We start from the raw sequence: 18,912 nt of genomic DNA, 5'->3' as shown, positions 1-18,912 counted from the left end.
CATGACTCCTCCCGGCAACGTGGACATGGACCTCGGTGGCTTCGCGCTGCTCCAGATGGGCGTCGGCGCCAACAAGATCTACGGCTGGTTCAAGGACGGCAAGGGCCCCGAGCAGACCACCGACGCCACCCAGCGGAACTGGGAGCAGGTCAACCGGAACCACACCGACATCGCCTACCTGATCAACAAGGCGGTGCAGGACTCCGGCGCGTCCTGGGAGGGCGCGGCCGGTGACCAGGCCCGGTCCTCCACGACCCCGTTGGCCAGTTGGTCCGAGGCGGCCGGCACCAGCGCCCAGTCGGCGAGTCGGAGCACGTCCGACCTCGGCGAGTCGTTCCGCCTCGCCCGGGACTCGGTCGAGAAGCCCGTCGACGTCCCGGACAAGCCCTGGTACAACGACGCGTTGCCGTGGGACACCGACTACGACGACGCGGTCGAGAAGAGCCAAGAGGTCAACTCCAGGAACATGCAGGTGCTGAGCAGCTACGGCACCTCCGCGAACGCCGCCGGCGCGTCGATGCCGACCTTCCAGTCCCCCGACGAGGTCGGCGCGGGCATCGAGGAAGGTGGCGGCGAGCCGCCGATTCCCCGTCCCAAGGAGTGGGGCGGCATCGACGAGAACGGCACCGACAAGAACGGCACGGAGGAGACCGGCAAGAACGACACCAAGAAGTCGTGGGCCGATCCGACGATCCCGCCGCCGGGCGACGACAGTGGCGGGAACACGCGGAAGTCGTATGCGGATGTGCCCGAGCGGCCGACGCCGCCTCCGTTGAACGTCGACCCGCCGCGGCCCAACGACCCCCGTCTGCCCAACGACCCGAGGTTCCCCCCGTTCGACCCGCGGCTGCCCTACGACCCGCGCAACCCGAACGATCCGCGCAACCCCAACCACCCGCGCAACCCCAACAACCCGAACAACCGGCCGCCCGTGCGGGTGCCCGGTGGCGGCGGTCCCGGTGTTCCCGGAGGCGGCGGCTCGGGTGGACGCGGCGGTGGCGGTGGCGGTGGCGGCGGCGGCGGAATGGGTGGCGGTCGCATGCCCGGTATCGGTGGCATGGGCGGTATCCCCGGTGCCGGCGGCTTCGGGCCCGGTGGCACCTCGGGCGCGATGACGCCCGGTGAGCGTGGTTTCGGGCCTGGCGGTAGTGGCGGGTTCGGGCCTGGCGGCGCCGGTGCGGCCGGTCGTGGTGGGGCGGGCGGCATGGCTGCCGGCGGGATGGGCGCCGGGGCCGGTCAAGGGCAGGGGGACGAGGACAAGGAGCACAAGTCCGCGTCGTACCTGCAGGAGACCGAGGACATCTTCGGCGACGGCACGATGGTCGCCCCACCGGTCATCGGCGAGTAGGAGTCCCGCCGGTCACCGGCGAGGAGGAGCAAGGGGGGCACTGTGCTGCGCACCAAGGTGGCGATCCCGGTCGTCGCGCTCTACACCGCCTGGCAGGCCGAAGGTCTGCCGACGCTGCACAACGCGCTGCTGACCCAGGTCGACTTCGACGAGGACCGCCTCGCCGAGGGCGACGTGAGCGGGCTGGCGGATCTCGCGCGGGGTGGTTGGGTGGCGTTGGAGCGGCTCGGCCTGGCGCGCGGCCGGCAGGTGCACGCCGACCTCGGGCGGTCGTTGCGGCTGATCGCCGAGGCGGGCGCGGAGTACTACGCCTTCTTCAACCACGGGGACGGCGACACGCTCACCGCGCTGGTGGCCGTGTCCGGTGACGACGCGGTGCGCGTGGTGTTGCGGCCGGACAAGCACTTCGTGGTGGAGCCGGTGCGCGCGGAGGATGCGGTGCAGTCGCTGGTGTCGGCGCTGCCGGAGGCGAAGCCGGGTCGGGGTGGCGTGCTGTCGCTGCCCGCCGACGCGCTGAACGACAAGCCGCAGCGGCCCCGGTTCAACGAGGACGACGACCGGTCGTTCCTACAGGCGAGCAGGCCCACCGGGGGGCACGTCGCCGAGGTGCAGAACATCCGCAAGCTGCTGGCCGAGAAGCGCACCGGCGGCGGGCAGTTGTTCGCCGCCCGCCGCGACCGGTCCGGCCGGAAGCACCGGTGCGCCGCGCCGCTGACGTACTTCGACACGGTCACCGGCCGGTACCTGTCGGCGAAGTCGAAGGGCGGCGACGGCACCCCGTGGATCACCGTGCAGCCCGCCGACTTCGCCACCGTGCAGCACCGCCTGCGCCGGCTCAGCGCGGACGCAGCACCTCGCGGCTGAGTTCCGCCGGGCTGCGGTGCCCGGACAGGCCGAGCGTCAGGTCGAAGTCGGCGAGCAGGCCGCGCAGCACGTGCCGCACGCCGGCCTGCCCGCCGTGGGCGAGCCCGTAGGCGAACGGGCGGCCGACGAGCACCGCCTTCGCGCCGAGCGCCAACGCCTTCACGATGTCCGCGCCGGTCCGGATGCCGGAGTCGAACAGCACCTCGATCCGCTCCCCCACCGCGTCGGCGATCTCCGGCAGCACGTCCAGCGACCCGACGGCCCCGTCCACCTGCCGCCCGCCGTGGTTGGACACGACGATGCCCTGCACCCCGGCGTCGACGGCCTTGCGCGCGTCGTCGGCGTGCTGGATGCCCTTGAGCACGATCGGCCCGTCCCAGTGCTCGCGCAGGAACGCCAACCGGTCCCACGACTTGTCGGTGCCGGTGAAGAGCTGCACCCACCGCAGGATCGCCATCGGCAGGTCCTCTTCCGGAGCGGACGCCAACCCCGCCCGGAACGCCGGGTCGGAGAACGGGATGGCCGTGCCGATCCCGCGCAGGAACGGCAGGTAGGACTGGTCGAGGTCGTGCGGGCGCCACGCCAGCGTCCACGTGTCGAGCGTGACGACGAGCACCCGGTACCCGGCCGTCCGCGCCCGGTCGAGGATGCTCGCGCACACGTCCGGGTCGTTCGGCCAGTAGAGCTGGAACCACCGGGCCCCGTCGCCGGACGCCTCCGCGACGTCCTCGATGGTGTGCGACGCGGCGGTGGACAGCACGAACGGCACCCCCAGCTCGGCGGCGGCCCGCGCGGTGGCCAACTCGCCCTCGGGGTGCAGGATCGACTGCACCCCGAGCGGCGCGAGCAGGACCGGCGCGGGCATCTCCGTGCCCAGCACCGACACGCCGAGGTGCCGGTCGGTGGCGTCGGTGAGCATCCGCGGCACGATCCGCCACCGGTCGAACGCCTCGCGGTTGGCCCGCGCGGTGGCCCCGGCGCCGGCCGCGCCCGCCACGTACCAGAACGGTCCGGGCCCGAGCCGTTCCCGGGCGGACGCTTCGAGCGCTTCCGGATCGGTGGTGAACGGCGGCCGGTTGCCCGCCAGCCCTTGCAGGTAGATCTCGTTCTGGTAGGCAGCGAACTGACCAGCCATTTCGTCCCTCATCCCCCGCTCAGGCTGTCTACAGGCCGTCAGCGGCACCGTCCACGTCGTCGGTCTGCGGATCATGCTCTGCCTCCTCGGGCGAGCCCGCAAGCACACGATCAACCGCCTTCCTCGTTCGGTCACTGCTGGAGGGCAACAGGTGCGGCAACAGGTGCGTGTAGACGCGCATGGTGAAGGCCGGATCGGAGTGCCCCAACCACTCAGCGAGCGCCTTGATCGACTCCCCCGCGTCCAGGAGCACCGAGGCATAGAAGTGCCGCAGCGCGTGCATCCCGTCCTGCCGCAGCACTCGCGTGACCTCGGCCCGTTCGAGCGCCGGCGTCCACACGTACTGGTTGAACCCGTCCCGCCGAATCGGGTTGCCGTCCTTGTTCACCAAGATCAGCGAGACCGTCTCCGGCTCCCCGTCCGCCTCCTTCCACGGCAAGGTCACCTCGACCGGCGGGAACTCCTCCACGTAGGCGTCAAGGTCCCGCAGGACACTGTCCGGCAGCGGCACGTCCCTTTCCTTGCCTCCTTTGGGAGGCGCGAACACCTGTACGCCGTCCACGACCCGAACTTGCCGAACAACGTGCAAGACCTTCTCGTCACGGTCCACGTCATCCATCGAGAGCCCGAAAACTTCCCCCTGGCGCAGACCGCAGCCGGCACCGAGGGGACGACGATCTTGTACTTGGCCGTCAACGCAAGCCGGACAGCCGCCAGCTTGCCCGGCGACCACGGAACGATCTTGCGCTTGTCAGGTTGAGGCCGAGTCACGCTCTTGGCCTTGCACGGGTTCTCGCCGATCTTGTTGTCGTCTATCGCGGCGTTGAAGATTGCCGAAACATGGACGAACGTGACCGCCCGCGTTCCACCGGCGAGCTTCTTCTGCTGCAAAGCTCGCAGCCAGCTACGAATGTGCGTCGGAAGAATCGAGCCAATCTCCCGGTCACCGAGGTACGGGTAGACGAGCTTGCGCAACCGCCGCTCGACCGCGTTTCGCGTACTGCCGTCAAACGCCTGATCTATCAGCCAGGCGTCCGCGTAGGTCCGGAACGACACCTTGCCCGCTTCCGGGTCGAGGTACGTACCGGTGCGCTTCTCGTTCTCAACCTTCAGCAGGAAGGCGTCAGCCGCGCCGCGCTGCTTGTCCGGGAAGCTCTTGCTGCGTTCTTGCCCGGAGGGATCGATTATAACGGACCTTGTACCGCATCCCGATGCCGTGCAGTTCGGTCTTCTCCCGCGTTGGCTTGCCTCTGCCGTCAAGCACAGGCGTGCCTGCCTCGTCCAGCTTCGGCCACCACCAGCGATCTTGGATGTGCCCCATGACAGTCTTCTCCCGTCTATCGAATTGCCGAAAAATCAGGCGGCGTTCTCGTCGGCCTGGTCAGCCCAGGCCCGCACCTTGGCCGGCACGTAACGGAGATACTTCCCCACCTTCTTCACAGGCGGTCCGATGCGCTGCCACTTCCACTGGTAGAGCGTCTTTATCGGGACGCCCAGGAACGCCGAAACCTCTTCCACACCCCACAGAGGTTCGATCTCAGTCATGACTTCCCCCCACGGTTGTCAGGCTGCTTGCGGAGTTGCCGAAACTTCTGGAGGGCCGGCGGCTGCGAGCATCGCCCGGTCGTATTCGGCCTTCCAGCGCGTTCGTTCCGCGATGGCGTGCATGAACAGGTGCGCTCGTGGTGGCACGTTGGGGTCGCCGGGCCGGACCTTGTGCCAGACGAGCAGGGACGTGTCCGGCTCCGGCTTCTCGATCCCGACCGCCGCCAAGGCCTCGATGACGAACTGCTTCCGGTCCGCCCGGTGGTCCGCCAGCGTCTTGCCCGACCACTTCCGCGACACCAGCACCCGCCGACCGGGCAGGCCCAGGGTCGTTCGCCTATGAGCCCTTCCTCTGCAGTGCCCCGGAGTGGTGCGCGAGCCCGCCCCGCGTGGCTGGACGCCGTAGAGCAGCCACACCGAGCAACGGTCCGAGCACGGTGTCACGGCCAGCTCGTCCGCCAGGCGGTCAGCGTGCCGCCGTTGCCGGTCGGTGTTCTGCTCGACCACTTCACCGATGGACTTGGTGAGGTACTTGGTCAGGTAGCCGATGTGGCGTCCGGCCTCCTCCGAGCCGCCCAGGATGCCCTTCGAGTGCACCTGACGGCCGAAGGTCACCACGTGCGCAGGCTCCTCCACCGCCTCGACCGCGTCCGCCCATGACGTCAGCGGCCCCCGCGTGTCCGGATCGACGAACACTTCCGCCCTCGCGTCCCACACGGGCAGGTGGTCGCCGGAGTAGACGCGTTCGTCGTGGTTGGGCCACCACACCTGGTGGTAGGTGGCCGCCGTGACGAGCCGGATGGTCTCGTGCGGGATCGAACCGCGGACCGCCGCGTGCAGATGCGGCGCCGCTCGTCGCTGTGGTTCGACGGTGGCGAAGTACTGCACGTCCCAGCCGACGACCCGCCGCAGGTTCTGCCACCAGCGGTCCACCAGGGAGGCGAAGTGCACCGCGTCCCGAGCCGCCCTCCGGTAGTCGTAGCCGTCCGGATCGACCGGCGTGCCGTCGTCGCGCACCCGCCCGTAGGTGTCCAGGGTGAGCGTGACGAACATCGACGGCCGGAACCCGCCCGCGTACTCCCGCCCCACAGTCCGCTTCTCGACCCGCCGCCGAGGCAGGTTCGGCGCGTCCTGCCGCCGCTTGGTGGACCGTTTCACCGGCCGCCCGGTGGGTACGTCGGGCGAGGGGAAGCGGCCCCGCACGCCGAGTTGCCGAAGTTCCGCGTCAACCGAGTGGATCTCCTCCCGCATCTCGTCGGCGTGCCCCGCTTCGTTCGCCTCGACCGGGTCCCGGTACGCCTTCACCAGACCCGCCCGGAACGTCAGCAGGTCCGTCTGGTCCTTGCTGAGGATCCGGGGTGAAGTCCGGTTGGGACTTGACCCTGGATGTTGGACACCAGACACACTTGGATCCTGACGATTGGGCTTGACCCGTTTTGACGGACATTCAAGATCAGGGGACGCGTGTCCCCGGAGGGATGTCCCATCATGGAGTCCATGGGCAGGAAGAAGCGGCGGCCTCGGCGGTCGTTCACCCCGGAGTTCAAGGCCGAGATCGTGGAGCTGTGCTCGCGGGGTGACCGGTCGGTGGGTCAGGTCGCGAAGGACTTCGACCTGACCGAGACCGCGGTGCGGCAGTGGGTCGTGCAGGCCGAACGTGACTCCGGCACCCGCGCCGACGGGCTGACCACCGACGAACGCGAGGAACTCGCCCGGCTGCGCCGGGAAAACCGCCGTCTGACCGAGGACGTGGAGATCCTCAAGCGCGCCACGGCTTTCTTCGCCAAGGAGATCCGGTGAACGTCTACCCGTTCATCGAGGCGGAGCAAGCGGGCGGCGGCAACGTCCATCGGGCGTGCACGCTGCTGAAGGTCTCCCGGTCCGCCTACTACGCCCGCCGCACCGCCACGCCCACCGACCACGCACGACAGGACGCCGACCTGGCCGCGCGGGTCGTCGCGATCCACGACGAATCCAAGGGCACCTACGGCGCACCCTGGGTGCACGCCGAGCTGCGAGCCCGGGGCCATCGGCATTCCCGCAAACGCGTCGCCCGGCTCCTACGGCAGGAGGGACGTGCGGGACGCGCACCGAAGCGGTGGCGCACCACCACCGTCCCCGATCCCGCCGCGACGGTTCCAACGGACCTGATCCGCCGCGACTTCTCCTGTGCCGCAACGGATATCGACACACGATGGTGCGGCGACATCACCTACATCCACACCTGGGAAGGCCGGCTCTACCTGGCCACCGTCATCGACATCGCCTCACGCCGCGTGGTCGGCTGGGCCACCGCCGACCACCTGCGCACCGACCTCGTCGCCCGAGCCCTGGACAACGCCATGCGCCAACGACGCCCCGAGCCCGGCGTGATCTTCCACGCCGACCGCGGCTGTCAATACACATCCGCCCAGCTCGCCACCCTCGCCGACGACCTGGGCGCCCGATTGTCGGTCGGCCGCAAGGGCCAATGCTGGGACAACGCCGTCGCCGAGTCGTTCTTCGCCACCATCAAAACCGAACTGCTCGACCGGCAGCCCTGGCCCACCAGGACCAGGGCACACAAAGCGATCTTCGAATACATCGAGGGCTGGTACAACACCCGCCGCCTGCACTCCAGCCTCGGCTACCTCAGCCCCGCCGCCTACGAAGCCACCCGACACCACCCGGTGGAGCAAGTAGCCTGACCACACTCATCGACCCTGTCCGTCAAAACGGGTCAACCCCAGATCCGGGTGGACAGGAGTCCCGTTCAGATGGTGATGAAGCACTACCCGCCGGAGTTCCGGGCCGAGGCGGTCGCGCTCTACCGGTCCCGCCCCGGCGTGACGATCAAGTCGGTGGCCCAGGACCTCGGGGTCAACCACGAGACACTGCGCAACTGGATCCGTCTCGACGTCGCACAACGCACCGGATCGCCGGCCGCCGCCCCCGCGCCGCCGTCGGGTTCACCGGAGGACGAGAACGCCGCGCTGCGCAGGCGGATCCGCGAACTGGAAGAGGAACGCGACATCCTGCGCAAGGCGGCCAGGTATTTCGCGGGGGAGACGCGCTGGTGAACCGCTTCGGGTTCGTCTCCGACCATCAACGCCAGTACGGCGTGAAGCGGTTGTGCCAGGTCATCGGCCTTGCCCGGTCCAGCTACCACCACTGGAAGGCCACCGCGCCCGATCGTGCGGCCCGCGCCGCGGACGACGCCCGCCTGGCCGCCCGCATCCGGGTGATCCACCGCGAGTCGGCCGGCACCTACGGCGTCCCGCGGATCACCGCCGAACTGCACGACACCGGACACCAGGTCAACCACAAGCGGGTCGCCCGGGTCATGCGCGGGATCGGCCTGGAAGGGCTGCGGCTGCGCCGCCGGCACCGCACAACCCTCGCCGACCCCGCCGCGGCCAAAGCCCCCGACCTGCTCGGCCGCGACTTCACCGCCGACACGCCGAACACTCGCTACGTCGGCGACATAACGTATCTGCCGATCGCCGACGGCACGTTCCTCTACCTGGCCACGGTGATGGACCTGTGCTCGCGCCGCCTGGTCGGCTGGGCCGTCGCCGGTCACATGCGCGTCGACCTGGTCGTCGACGCCCTGCACGCGGCCGAGCGGACACGGGGCAGCCTGGCCGGGGCCATCTTCCACAGCGACCACGGGGCCCAATACGGTGCCCGGGCCTTCGCCGACGCCTGCCACGCCGCCGGAGTGACCCGGTCCATGGGCGCGGTCGGCAGCTCCGCGGACAACGCCGCCGCCGAGAGTCTCAACGCCTCCCTCAAACGCGAAACCCTCCAAGGCACCCGGAGTTGGGGCAGTGAAAGGGAAGCACGACTGGCGGTGTTCGGTTGGGCGCACCGCTACAACACCCGACGACGCCATCCACACGTCGGCCAGGAGTCCCCGATCGACTACGAGAACAGCCTCACTTCGACATCGGCTACGCTGACCCACGCCGCATAACCCCGTGTCCAACATCCGAGGTGAAGTCCCTAGGTCCGGTACGCCGCCTGCCACTGCACGACCAGTTGCTGAAGATCGGCCACGACTCACGCGGCCTTGGCGTCAGCGCTGCCAGCGTTCGACTTGCCGCCGCCCGGGGCCGACCCAGCAGACCTCCTCACCGCCCGGAACCCGGTCGCCCGGAACAGGAACGACTGGTACTTGAACTCACCGTTGCCCGCGATGCGCGGCTCAGCCGTCAGCCCGTCCAACTCGACCGGCCGCATCCCCGGCAACACCTCACCGGTGGTCGGCACCGGCTGAACGTCGGCCAGCAACGTGATCTCGAAGCTCTTGCGCTTGGCGTTGAGCTCGTGCGGGTCGGTGACCGTGACCTTCCACTGCCGCTTACCCGGTCGCCTCGTCCACCCGCTGACGCACCGGCCGACCCGCCGCCCTCTCCTCCCGCGTCTGGTACTCGACGTCCGGCATGACCTCCCCGACCATCACCAGGCCCTGCGGGAAGGCGTCATCGAACGAGACGGGGAACCGGTAACCCCTACTGATCGCCATCGGTGTCACTCCTCTGACTGGGGCCGCTCTTCTGCGGCTTGCCCATCCAGATTCGGTGGCCAATGGTCCCGTCCCAGGTCCGCCACAATCTCACCTGCCGCGCGCCTACCGCGTGTCGTACTCAAGTTGTCTCGTCTTGGTCTCATCTCGGTGCTAGCCTCGACTGAACGAACCACGTGGGGGAGACCACATGGCCACAGAGTCCACTCTCTTGAGAGTCCTACTCCGGCAACGCCACATGCAGGGCTACCGCACCTTCTGCAAGGAGTACGACCGCATCGCCAAGCAGCTCGACACCGACCTCATCGGCAAGTACCCGAGCAAGGCTCAGTTCTACCGCTGGCTCTCCGGCGACCTACTCGGCCTGCCCTACGCCGACCACTGCCGCATCCTCGAAAAGATGTTCCCCGGCTGGACCGCCGAACAACTCCTCACCCCACACGAGGGCGACACCGACAGCCTCATCACCCCACCCCAACGCCCCACAGCCACTCCCCACCCGGTACCCCGCCCGGTCCAGATGCCCCAACAGACCCGCCTGGCCGACGTCACTGCCGTCTACGCCAGCCGCTCCGAGTTCCTGCACAACGTCACCCCACGCGACCTCTTCGAAGGCGCACAGGAGATCCACATCGCAGGCCTGTCCCTCAACGTCCTCTGCCAGCAGTACTCCGACAAAGCCCTACTCGACTCCATCGAGACCGGCACCGTCATCAAGGCCCTGTTCCTCGACCCCAACGGCCACAACATCACCGCCCGTGAACACGAAGAGGGTCTACCCGAAGGCCACCTCTCCATGCTCACCCGCCTCAACATCGAAGCCCTACGCCGAGTCGGAGCCAAGGTCTCACCCGACGCGCTCGGCCAACTCTACATACGCGTCTACGACGAACCACTCCGCTATAACATCCTCATCACGGACCGAGCGAAATGCGTGGTCCAGCCCTACTTGCCCGACGCACGAGGCGTCGAATCCCCTACGCTCGTGATCGAGAAGGACGACGCCGTACCGGGTCTGTTCGCCACCTTCTCCCAGGTGTTCGACTCCATGTGGGATCGCGCAAAGGAGACCGCGTGAAGCGACCGCTCGACGAGCTGACTAAGGTTGCACGACAGGCCGTTAGCATTGGTAACGACCTTATCAAGAGTACTCGCCCTCAGAAAATCTCTGAAAAATCTGACCGCGACACCTACACTGATGTAGATGTACGGATTGAGCATGAGGTCCGCAGTTTCTTGAAAAAGAAAACACCGGAAATTGGGTTCCTCGGCGAAGAAGAGGGCGCAAATACCGATAATGTTAACAACAAATATGTCTGGATCCTCGACCCCATCGACGGAACGGCCAATTTTGTGCATGGAATACCACTATGTGCGACACAAATCGCACTAGTACACCATAACAAGGCCGTTGTTGCGGCCGTTAGCTTGCCGCACATGGATATGCACTACTGGGCCGCGCACGGAACGGGCGCATTTCTTAACGGCAACCGTATAAATGTCAGCGAGACCAAGAAGCTTTCCAAGGCCATTGTATCCATAGGAGATTACGCCACAGGGATTGATGCGAAGATCAAAAACAGACGAAGAATCTCCCTAACGGCCTCGCTCGCCGAACAAGTCGAACGAGTGCGCATGTTCGGCTCAGCCGCCCACGATCTAGTGTGGCTAGCCGATGGTCGAACGGACGCAGCGATAATCTTGTCCAACAATCCGTGGGACACCTTGGCCGGAGTTCTCATCGCGCGCGAATCTGGCGCGAAGGTGTTCGATACTACCAATAGCAGCCATTCGTCAAGCTCGCAAAATACCATTGCAAGCACAAAAGGCATAGCAGACGAACTTCTCGATCTGATTTCGAGAAGTTGAATCACACGTCACATTACCAATATGTGACCATGACCGGCCAGTAAGCGGTCACCCATCGACATGATCTGTAACATCTCGACCCCTCAGGTCATCCAACTTATGCTTGAGTCTGAGGTACCGCTCAACTGCCCGCTCTGCCGCAGCAGAAGCAGTTACCGCCTGTTTCTCAACCAGTGCACGTTGCCGCACGTCACTCTGTTCATCCGTACGTAGACGACCAATACCCTGCATCAGTTCATCCCTACGCATGATGAGCTGTTCGAGAGCACCACGGGTCTCGATCACCTTTTGCCCAGTTTTGACACGATCGAATGTGTCGTGATGAGGGCCTTCCACGCCTTTATTCTGCCTCAGAATCGCATCGAGCAGATTGGTCAATCTTGCAATATCGTGCTCAATTACCCTAAGCTCTTGGAGGTTATTTTCGAGTGAGACTTGCGGGCCATTTGCCAGAGCATCGTTCAGCGCTGTCATTCGCGCTCTTGCCGCGGCTTCACTGGCTCGAGCTTTGATCATTTCCTCTTCAGTCTCGTATATCTCCTCTTCGAGAACCTGAATCGCTACTTGGATCCGCTCCGCGTCTTCCATGCGGCGACTCGTCTCACGCACCTCACGAACCGCTTCTGCAGAAACACCCAGCGATTGATTTTCCTTCAAGATCTCCACAAAATGCTCGGCACGGTAAGCATAGAAGTTTCTATCGGTATACTGTCTGAATTCTGACCGTAGCTCCGGCCGAGGTCCTATGATTTTCCCATCAGCCTTCCACCACCAATCATCCTTAATGTCATCAGTCACAAAAATCACGTTAGAACCCGAATTCTTCGCCTCCTTGAGCAACTGCCTCCATATCACTAGGTCCCCGTACCGCTGATCACCACTCTTATTCCTGTCAAGATACCCAGGAGGCACTTCGCGACTATAGCGATCTTCGCCTTCGAGTCTAATTTCTGCCCACTCCTCAGGAGTGAGTTCGACTCCAACTTTCCCCGCATACAACGATGCAATTCGATCTAGAAGCGGATCCGAGTTTACCTGTACTCCGTACTCGCCTATACGGGACTGGACCAACTTTTGAACGCGCTCCGCCACGGCAGCGATGCTTGCTTTAACCTCAGAAACCATACTTTTAGTGTCGATGAAGGCGTTCTTCGCATGCTTACCGAGCTGACTGTCAACCGTCTTCGCGATCTCATTGAACGCACTTGAAATATCTTCGCCAAATCTCAACTGCGCTCTAATTAGGTCGATCCTTCGTCGATGAAACTCAACCCCAACATGGTGAGGCATCCACATTCTGTCAGACAAAGAGGTCAGCGCAGAAAGCAACTCCTCCCTCGACTTCTGAGTATAGCGATATAGATTAAGGAGAGCGTTTGTATCGAGCACGATAATTGCCGATTTCAGGAGTTCTTTATACTCATCATCAGTGGGCGGAAAGTAACCATGAAACACGTCACGCATTCGACCATACTATACGATTTACTCGCTCTGCGTAAGCAGCGTATGTCGACATCGTTACAAAACACCCGCATCCCCGGAAGCGAGACGTATTCGTGTATCGCTGCCGAACTTGGCTCTATAGGATCAAGGCGCGCCGACTGCGACAGCGCGCGGCAGGTCCGGCGCACGTTGGCACCAACTCCCCGCATCACGGCACGCCGGGCTCCCGCTCCGCTCCGCCCGTCTGCCGTGCGCGGAGTCGGTGCATGTGGCCGGGGAGCGGCGCGCCACCACGGAGGCCGCAACCACAAGCAGCTCGGGAGCGACACCGGTCGGGACGATCGCGTGGTCACGCGGCCTGGTCGGGCTGGGCACGGCGATCGGCTGCCGCGACGGCTGCGCCGTCTTGCCATCGAGAAGGTCACTGGCGATGAGCGCCAGGCCCAGGAATGCACGGCGGGCGCTGTCCCTGACGCGTCGTTCGCATCAAGGGCAGCGCCCGAGTGGTGATCAATTTTCAGGCCGTCACCAGGCCGTACAACGTCGGGCGGTCACGAGAACCACCGAGAAGTAACGAGAGAGTCTGCGCTGGTCAGCAGCTTGCCGAGTCCGAAGAGGACTGGTCAGCTAGAACAGCACTCAGAAGATCTCGTTCTGGTACCCGGCGAACCCCGTCATCCGTCGTCCTTACCGTCCGCAGCGGCCGTCAGCTCCGCCGATCATGCTCGACCTGCCCGCCGCCGACCGCAAGATCGCCCTCCGACGTCAGGCGAACAGCCGCTTCGGCAGCAGCCACGTCAGCTTCGCCGACCGCAGCACCGCCAACGGCCCGATCACGGCCAGCAGCAGCACGTACCCGGCGACGAACGGCGCGACCCGCGAGTCCAGCCCCGCCGTCACCGCCATCGCCGCCAACACCAGCGAGAACTCACCGCGCGTCAGCACCGTCAGCCCGATGTCCACGGCCTGCTGCCGGTCGAACGAGTGCAGCTTCGCCGCGAACAGCCCCGCGCCCAGGTTCAGCACGATGGTCAACACCACCGCCGCCAGCACGGGCAGCACCACCCCGCCGACGGCATTGGGGTCGATGCTCAGCCCGAAGATGAAGAAGAACAACGCCCCGAACGCGTCCCGCAGCGGCAGCACCAGCTTGTGCACGCGAGGCGCCACCTCGGAGCCGCCGATCACCGCGCCGATCATGAACGCGCCGATCGCGTCGGACACGCCCAGCTCCTCGGCGATGGCCGCGCCGGTCACCGCGGCGCCGACGAAGCACACCACCAGCAGCTCGTCGTCGGCCGACGCGAACAGCCTGGTGACCACCCGGCCGCCCCAGCGCGCGACGGCCGCGAGGACCAGCAGGAACAGGAACGCCTTCCCGAAGTCGAGCAGCGCCCGCATCCCGGACGTGCCGCCCAGCACGGGCTGCAACACGGCCAGGTACAGGGCGAGGAACACGTCCTCGATCACGATGATGCCCATGATCAGCCGTGACTCGGGATTGCGCAGCCGGGACGCCTCGACCAGCAGTTTCGTCACGATCGCGGACGACGAGATGCCGATCGCGCCCGCGATCACCAGCGCCTCGCGGCTGCCCCAGCCGAGGAGGAACCCGAACGCCAGCCCGCCGCCGATGTTCAGCAGCAGGTACCCGGCGCCGGCCAGCGCGAGTTTGCGCCCGCCCGCCACCAGGTCGTCCACCGAGAACTCCAGGCCCAGGTAGAACAGCAGGAACACCAGGCCGAGCCCGGCCAGCACGCCCATCTCGCCCGGGTCGTCCACCAGCGACAGACCGGGCGTGTTCGGTCCGAACAGGATGCCCGCCACCATGAACAGCGGGATGGTCGGCAGTCCTATCCGGACACCCGCGCGGCCGATGATGCCGGCCGCCAGGAACGCCCCTCCGACCGCGAGCAGCGCGTGTCCCGTGCTCATCGTCGACCCTCCAACGCGATCGCCACCGGTGCCGCGGTCAGGACGGTCGAAACGGTACCGGCGACGACGCCGATCAGCAGCGCGGTGGCGAAGTCGGCGAGCGACCCGTCACCCAGCACCAGCAGGGCTGCCAGCACGAACAGCACACCGATACCGGTGTTCACCGTTCGTGGCACGGTTTGCAGCACGGCCGAGCCGACCACCCCGGCGAACGGTTCCCCGCGCCGCGCCCGGCGCAGTTCCCGCACCCGGTCGAACACCACCACCGAGTCGTTGACCGAGTAGCCGATGACGGTCAGCAGCGCCGCCAGGAACACCCCGTCGGCGGTCTTGCCCAGCCACGCGAACGCGCCGACCAGCACCACGACGTCGGCGACCAGCGCGGTCACCGTCGCGAGGCCGAGCCGCCAGTCGAACCGCACCGCCAGGTACGCCAACTGCGCGGCCACCGCGACGGCCAGCGCGATCAGCGCGTTGCGCCGCAACTCGGAGCCGAGGCTGGGGCCGATCAGCTCGTTGCTCACCTGCTCCGCGCCGCCGGTCGCCCGGTCCACCGCCGCGCCGACGCGGGCCGAGGCCGCCTCGTCGATCGGGCCGGTGCGCACGGAGATCCCGCTGTCGCCCGAAGTCGCCACCACGGCGTCGCCGAAGCCCGCCGCGGCCAGCTCGGCGCGCACGCGTGCCGCGTCCACAGTGGACGCCGTGTAGTCGATCATCCGGCCGCCGGTGAACTCGACGCCCAGCTCCAGGCCGCGCACGAACAGCCCGGACAACGCCACCAGCAGCACGATCCCGGCGGTGAGCAGCCACCTCCGAGGCCGCCGGAACAGCCGGAAGCCGCGGCTGGTCAGCCACGTCCGCACCCGTCCCAGGTCGTGCAGGCCGCTCCACTTCGGACGGCGTTCCAGCAGCGGCATGGCCAGTTGCAACAGCACCCGGCTCAGCACCAGCGCGCTGAACAGCGACGCCAGCACGCCGATGGACAGCGTGACGCCGAACCCCTTCACCGGTCCCGTGGCCAGCCAGAACAGCAGGCCCGCGGCGAGCAGCGTGGTCACGTTCGAGTCGGCGACCGCGCTGAACGCGCCCTTGAACCCTTGGTCCACCGCTCGCGGCAAGCGTTTGCGGCGCGCGTACTCCTCCCGTGACCGCTCGAAGACCAGCACGTTGGCGTCCACCGCCATCCCGATGGCCAGCACGAACCCGGCGAGTCCCGGCAGCGTCAGCGTCGCGCCGATCGCCAGCAGCGCCGCGTACGCCAGCGCCGCGTACCCGGCCAGCGCAAGCACGGCGACGAGCCCGGCGAGCCGGTAGACGAAGATCAGGAACAGGCCGGTCAGCGCGATGCCGATGATCGCGGCCCGGCTGCTCGCCTCGATGGCCTCCGCGCCGAGCGTCGGCCCGACCGTCCGCTGCTCCACGACCTCGACCGGCACCGGCAGCGCGCCGGACCGGATCACCAGCGCCAGCTCCTCGGCTTCGGCCTTGGCGAACTTGCCGGTGATCTGCGTGCTGGAGCCGATCATCCCGGTCCGGCACGGCACGGACGGGTCGACCTGCGGCGCGGACACGATCCTGCCGTCCAGCACGAACGCCACCCGCCGCTGCGGGTCGCCCGGCGCGAAGCACGCCGCCTGGCCGGTCACCCGCTGCCAGGTGGCCGGCGCGTCGCCCTGGAAGTCGACGGTGACCTGCCAGCCCGCGCCGGTCTGGTTGGGCGAGGCCTGCGCCCCCTTGATGCCCTCACCGGTCAGCGCGACCGGTCCCAACGCCACCGAGTCCCCTTCGGTGGTCGGCATGTCACCCGGTCCGGTGACCGGTTGCACGGCGAGCTGGGCGGTGCGGCCGAGCACGTCGATGGCTTCGGCCGGGTCCTGCACGCCGGGCAGCTCCACCACGATGCGGTGGTCGCCGGAGCGCGCCAGGACGGGTTCGGCCACGCCGAGTTCGTCCACGCGGCGGCGCAGCACCTCCATGGCGCGGTCGGTGTTGTCGGAGGTGGCCTCGGACGGGGTTTCGAGCACGATCTGGGTGCCGCCGCGCAGGTCGAGACCGAGGCGCGGCTGGCTGGTGAGCAGGAGGAACGCGGACGCGGCGAGCACGCCGAGGGACAGCAGCCCTCGGACGAGGAGTTCTCGCCGCGCGGCTGGGCGCGGCATGACGGGGTGACCTCCGGGGTCGGGGTGGACTAGCGGGTTCGGCTGCCGGAGGTCTGCGGTGGGGCGCGTTCGCCGAGCGGGGCCTGGCTGGTCCGCTCGGGGGTGCGGTGGGTCGGGTCGACCACGTCGGCGCGCGGCACGGGCGCGGGCGGGACGTGGACGGGCGGTTGCACGCCGTCCAGCGGCTGCCCGAGGTGCCCTTGGTGCTGGACGGGGTGGCCGGTGACCCGGCTCGCCGCGCCGGGCGGCAGGTGGGCCGCGTCGACGGCGGCCGAGACGGCGGCGAGGTCGACCGGGTCGGAGGTGGCGGGGCCGGCGACGACGAACCCGGCGATCAACGCCAGGATCATCAGCAGTCGCGTCACGTGGCCCTCCTCTCCACGGACCAGGTTAGCGGCCGGACCGGTCAGCGTCCGCCGCCGAGCACGACGACGGCTCCGCCGAGGACCGCGCACAGCCAGGCGATCACCAGCGGCTGCATCGTCGTGGCGCCGAGGAACAGCGCGACCGTCCAGCTTGCGACGACGACCGTGGACAGCCCGAACATCGTGGTGGCGGCGGCCACTTTCGGCCGGTGGCGGGGCAGCGCGAACAGCGCTTTCCGCACGCCGCGCCGGGCACGCACGAGCAGTTGGAGCAGGACGGCCGCGACGGCCGCCACCAGCAGCCCGGAGAACCAGCCCAGCAGCGCGGTCGGCGTGGGCATCCCGGCGAGCAGCAGGAGCAGCCCGCCCCCGACGAGCAGCGCGGCCAGCCGGGACAGCGCCGCCCAGGCCAGGGCGTGGGCGACGGTCAACGCGTCCGCCGACGGCGGCGCGGGCGCCGCGCCGCCCCGTTTCCGCTGGACGGTGGCCAGGTTGGCGCGGACGTCCTCGTCCGCCGGGTCCAGCCGGAGCGCCCTCCGGTAGGCCCACTCGGCGGTGCCCCAGTCCCTGATGCGCAACGCCGCGTCCCCGAGCACCTGGAACGCCCGAGCCTCGGCGGGAGCCAGCCGGGCGGCCTCCTTCGCCGCGTCGACCGCCTCCCGCCGGGTCTCGGGCGTGGCGGCCAGCACCTCGGCCAGCACCACCCGGCACCGCCAGTCGCCGGGCTTGCGCCGCACGCACTCCCGTGCCGCGACCACCGCTTCGGTGTGCCGACCCAGCTCGCTGAGCGCGAGCGCGGCCAAGCGCTGGGCCCACGCGTGGTCCCCGTCCAACACCAGCGCCCGCTTGGCGGCGTCGAGCGCCGGATCGGGCTCGCCGACGTCGAGGTGCGCCGCCGCCAAGCGGCACCAGGCCTCCGCGTTCAGGGGGTTGGCCGCCAGCGCGGGCCGCAGCAGGTCGATCGCCTGGCGGGGAAACCCACGAGCCGTGAGTTCCGCCGCACGAACCACGGCGGCGGTGATCGGCTCGGACATCACACCTCCCGGACTTCGCCGACAAGTGTGACAGCGCTTCACCCGCTTCCCTAACAGGTGATCAGCGGGTCTACGGGGAGTGATCGATCCTGTTCGGTCACACCGCGGCGAGTTTCCGGACCACCCGGTGGGCGTCCTGGCGGGACGCGTCGGCCTGGTCGCGGAACTGCGCCAGCCGCGGGGTCACGTGCGCGTGGGTCAGTTCCGCGTGCACGAACTCCAGATCGCGGTCGAGGCCGAGCATGGCGAAGACGGCGCGCAGGTAGGGCTCCTGGAAGTCGAAGCCGTGGCGCGGGGTGCCGGGCGCGTAGGAGCCGCCCCTGGCCGTCACCACGACAACACGCTTCTCGGTGAGTGCACCAACGCCGGTCTCCTGGTCCACGAACAGCTCCGGCACGAGGATCCAGTCCAGCCAGGCCTTCAGGCTCGACGGCACGGAGAAGTTGTACATGGGGGCGCCGATCACAATCGTGTCCGCCTCTTCCAGCTCGGCCTTGAGCCGCTGTTCCAGCTCGTGCCGGTCCGCGCCCTCCCGGGCGGCCAGGACCTCGCCGTCCACGTGGGGCAGCGGGTCGGCGGACAGGTCGCGGTACCGGTAGCCGGCGTCCGGGTGCGCCTCCCGCCACGCCGTGGCGAAAGCGGCCGTCACCTCGCGGGAGACCGAGCCCTCGGTGCGCAGGCTGGAGTCGATGTGGAGCAGCACTGTTC

The 18,912-nt window shown here is 67.8% G+C and carries 16 protein-coding genes and 3 pseudogenes; 7 read left to right on the top strand and 12 right to left on the bottom strand.

The window, feature by feature from the left end; genetic code table 11:
• Window position 1 precedes the first annotated feature (1 nt).
• Entirely contained in the window at window positions 2–1,348 is a 1,347-nt protein-coding gene (locus tag ACQPZF_RS06955; protein WP_433269426.1) for a hypothetical protein, read from the top strand.
• 42 nt (window positions 1,349–1,390) lie between these two features.
• A complete protein-coding gene (locus ACQPZF_RS06950) occupies window positions 1,391–2,212 on the top strand; it encodes an ESX secretion-associated protein EspG (RefSeq protein WP_433269424.1) in 822 nt (273 codons plus the stop codon).
• Here the strand turns inward: ACQPZF_RS06950 and ACQPZF_RS06945 are convergent.
• From ACQPZF_RS06945 to ACQPZF_RS06925, 5 genes and pseudogenes are all read right to left on the bottom strand, one after another.
• Entirely contained in the window at window positions 2,184–3,347 is a 1,164-nt protein-coding gene (locus ACQPZF_RS06945; RefSeq protein ID WP_433269422.1) for a lactate 2-monooxygenase, read from the bottom strand. The genes ACQPZF_RS06950 and ACQPZF_RS06945 overlap by 29 nt on opposite strands.
• Before the next feature lie 28 nt (window positions 3,348–3,375).
• The gene (locus tag ACQPZF_RS06940; protein WP_433269420.1) at window positions 3,376–3,966 is read right to left on the bottom strand and encodes a tyrosine-type recombinase/integrase; all 591 of its coding nucleotides are present in this window, start codon (window positions 3,964–3,966) and stop codon (window positions 3,376–3,378) included.
• Between the two features lie 221 nt (window positions 3,967–4,187).
• Window positions 4,188–4,403: pseudogene (locus ACQPZF_RS06935) on the bottom strand (phage integrase central domain-containing protein); the annotation flags it as partial.
• A gap of 300 nt (window positions 4,404–4,703) precedes the next feature.
• Window positions 4,704–4,892: a helix-turn-helix domain-containing protein gene (locus ACQPZF_RS06930; RefSeq protein WP_433269418.1), complete on the bottom strand. Its 189-nt coding sequence runs from the start codon at window positions 4,890–4,892 to the stop codon at window positions 4,704–4,706.
• Window positions 4,893–4,910: 18 nt separating this feature from the next.
• Window positions 4,911–6,264, bottom strand: a pseudogene (locus ACQPZF_RS06925) (replication initiator); the annotation flags it as partial.
• Window positions 6,265–6,389: 125 nt separating this feature from the next.
• On the opposite strand from ACQPZF_RS06925, the gene ACQPZF_RS06920 reads away from it, so the two are divergent.
• From ACQPZF_RS06920 to ACQPZF_RS06910, 3 genes are all read left to right on the top strand, one after another.
• The gene (locus ACQPZF_RS06920; protein ID WP_433269416.1) at window positions 6,390–6,692 is read left to right on the top strand and encodes a transposase; all 303 of its coding nucleotides are present in this window, start codon (window positions 6,390–6,392) and stop codon (window positions 6,690–6,692) included.
• Window positions 6,689–7,579 carry an IS3 family transposase gene (locus ACQPZF_RS06915; protein WP_433269414.1) on the top strand — a complete coding sequence of 297 codons (891 nt, stop codon included), beginning with the start codon at window positions 6,689–6,691 and terminating at the stop codon, window positions 7,577–7,579. Before ACQPZF_RS06920 ends, ACQPZF_RS06915 begins: the two co-directional genes overlap by 4 nt.
• 69 nt (window positions 7,580–7,648) lie before the next feature.
• A protein-coding gene (locus tag ACQPZF_RS06910) for an IS3 family transposase (protein ID WP_433269412.1) occupies window positions 7,649–8,847 on the top strand; the annotation gives its coding sequence in 2 pieces (ribosomal slippage) (window positions 7,649–7,937 and window positions 7,937–8,847; 1,200 coding nt in all).
• Between the two features lie 86 nt (window positions 8,848–8,933).
• Here the strand turns inward: ACQPZF_RS06910 and ACQPZF_RS06905 are convergent.
• A pseudogene (locus tag ACQPZF_RS06905) lies at window positions 8,934–9,399 on the bottom strand (hypothetical protein).
• A 190-nt stretch (window positions 9,400–9,589) separates the two neighbouring features.
• Here ACQPZF_RS06905 and ACQPZF_RS06900 point away from each other — a divergent pair.
• Together ACQPZF_RS06900 and ACQPZF_RS06895 are read left to right on the top strand one after the other, a co-directional pair.
• Window positions 9,590–10,477 carry a DUF5919 domain-containing protein gene (locus tag ACQPZF_RS06900; protein ID WP_433269410.1) on the top strand — a complete coding sequence of 296 codons (888 nt, stop codon included), beginning with the start codon at window positions 9,590–9,592 and terminating at the stop codon, window positions 10,475–10,477.
• Window positions 10,474–11,268 (top strand): inositol monophosphatase family protein, encoded by a 795-nt coding sequence (locus ACQPZF_RS06895; RefSeq protein ID WP_433269408.1) that lies wholly within the window; start codon window positions 10,474–10,476, stop codon window positions 11,266–11,268. The genes ACQPZF_RS06900 and ACQPZF_RS06895 overlap by 4 nt, the downstream gene beginning before the upstream one ends.
• A gap of 48 nt (window positions 11,269–11,316) precedes the next feature.
• Here ACQPZF_RS06895 and ACQPZF_RS06890 read toward each other — a convergent pair whose 3' ends face one another.
• The 6 genes from ACQPZF_RS06890 to ACQPZF_RS06865 all read right to left on the bottom strand — a co-directional run bounded on the left by ACQPZF_RS06890 (window position 11,317) and on the right by ACQPZF_RS06865 (window position 18,907).
• On the bottom strand, window positions 11,317–12,732 hold the full coding sequence (locus tag ACQPZF_RS06890; RefSeq protein WP_433269406.1) for a PIN domain-containing protein: 1,416 nt from the start codon (window positions 12,730–12,732) through the stop codon (window positions 11,317–11,319).
• A 744-nt stretch (window positions 12,733–13,476) separates the two neighbouring features.
• Window positions 13,477–14,646 carry a cation:proton antiporter gene (locus ACQPZF_RS06885; protein WP_433269404.1) on the bottom strand — a complete coding sequence of 390 codons (1,170 nt, stop codon included), beginning with the start codon at window positions 14,644–14,646 and terminating at the stop codon, window positions 13,477–13,479.
• Window positions 14,643–16,805: a protein translocase subunit SecD gene (gene secD / locus ACQPZF_RS06880; protein WP_433269402.1), complete on the bottom strand. Its 2,163-nt coding sequence runs from the start codon at window positions 16,803–16,805 to the stop codon at window positions 14,643–14,645. The genes ACQPZF_RS06885 and secD overlap by 4 nt, the downstream gene beginning before the upstream one ends.
• Before the next feature lie 29 nt (window positions 16,806–16,834).
• Complete coding sequence (locus tag ACQPZF_RS06875; protein WP_433269400.1) at window positions 16,835–17,170, bottom strand: hypothetical protein; 336 nt, start codon at window positions 17,168–17,170, stop codon at window positions 16,835–16,837.
• 41 nt (window positions 17,171–17,211) lie between these two features.
• Entirely contained in the window at window positions 17,212–18,204 is a 993-nt protein-coding gene (locus tag ACQPZF_RS06870; RefSeq protein ID WP_433269398.1) for a tetratricopeptide repeat protein, read from the bottom strand.
• A 97-nt stretch (window positions 18,205–18,301) separates the two neighbouring features.
• On the bottom strand, window positions 18,302–18,907 hold the full coding sequence (locus ACQPZF_RS06865; RefSeq protein WP_433269396.1) for an FMN-dependent NADH-azoreductase: 606 nt from the start codon (window positions 18,905–18,907) through the stop codon (window positions 18,302–18,304).
• Window positions 18,908–18,912: the final 5 nt, after the last annotated feature.

This window comes from Actinosynnema sp. CS-041913, assembly GCF_050942485.1.
In the GTDB taxonomy this organism is placed as follows: Bacteria; Actinomycetota; Actinomycetes; order Mycobacteriales; family Pseudonocardiaceae; genus Actinosynnema.
The sequence above is the reverse complement of the archived record's forward strand: the minus strand, read 5'-3'. Positions and strand labels throughout refer to the sequence as shown.

Coding starts and splice junctions, on each gene's coding strand:
- ACQPZF_RS06955 (WP_433269426.1), top strand. CDS start 2: ATGACTCCTCCCGGCAACGTGGACATGGACCTCGGTGGCTTCGCGCTG.
- ACQPZF_RS06945 (WP_433269422.1), bottom strand. CDS start 3,347: ATGGCTGGTCAGTTCGCTGCCTACCAGAACGAGATCTACCTGCAAGGG.
- ACQPZF_RS06940 (WP_433269420.1), bottom strand. CDS start 3,966: ATGGATGACGTGGACCGTGACGAGAAGGTCTTGCACGTTGTTCGGCAA.
- ACQPZF_RS06930 (WP_433269418.1), bottom strand. CDS start 4,892: ATGACTGAGATCGAACCTCTGTGGGGTGTGGAAGAGGTTTCGGCGTTC.
- ACQPZF_RS06920 (WP_433269416.1), top strand. CDS start 6,390: ATGGGCAGGAAGAAGCGGCGGCCTCGGCGGTCGTTCACCCCGGAGTTC.
- ACQPZF_RS06900 (WP_433269410.1), top strand. CDS start 9,590: ATGGCCACAGAGTCCACTCTCTTGAGAGTCCTACTCCGGCAACGCCAC.
- ACQPZF_RS06890 (WP_433269406.1), bottom strand. CDS start 12,732: ATGCGTGACGTGTTTCATGGTTACTTTCCGCCCACTGATGATGAGTAT.
- ACQPZF_RS06885 (WP_433269404.1), bottom strand. CDS start 14,646: ATGAGCACGGGACACGCGCTGCTCGCGGTCGGAGGGGCGTTCCTGGCG.
- secD (WP_433269402.1), bottom strand. CDS start 16,805: ATGCCGCGCCCAGCCGCGCGGCGAGAACTCCTCGTCCGAGGGCTGCTG.
- ACQPZF_RS06870 (WP_433269398.1), bottom strand. CDS start 18,204: ATGTCCGAGCCGATCACCGCCGCCGTGGTTCGTGCGGCGGAACTCACG.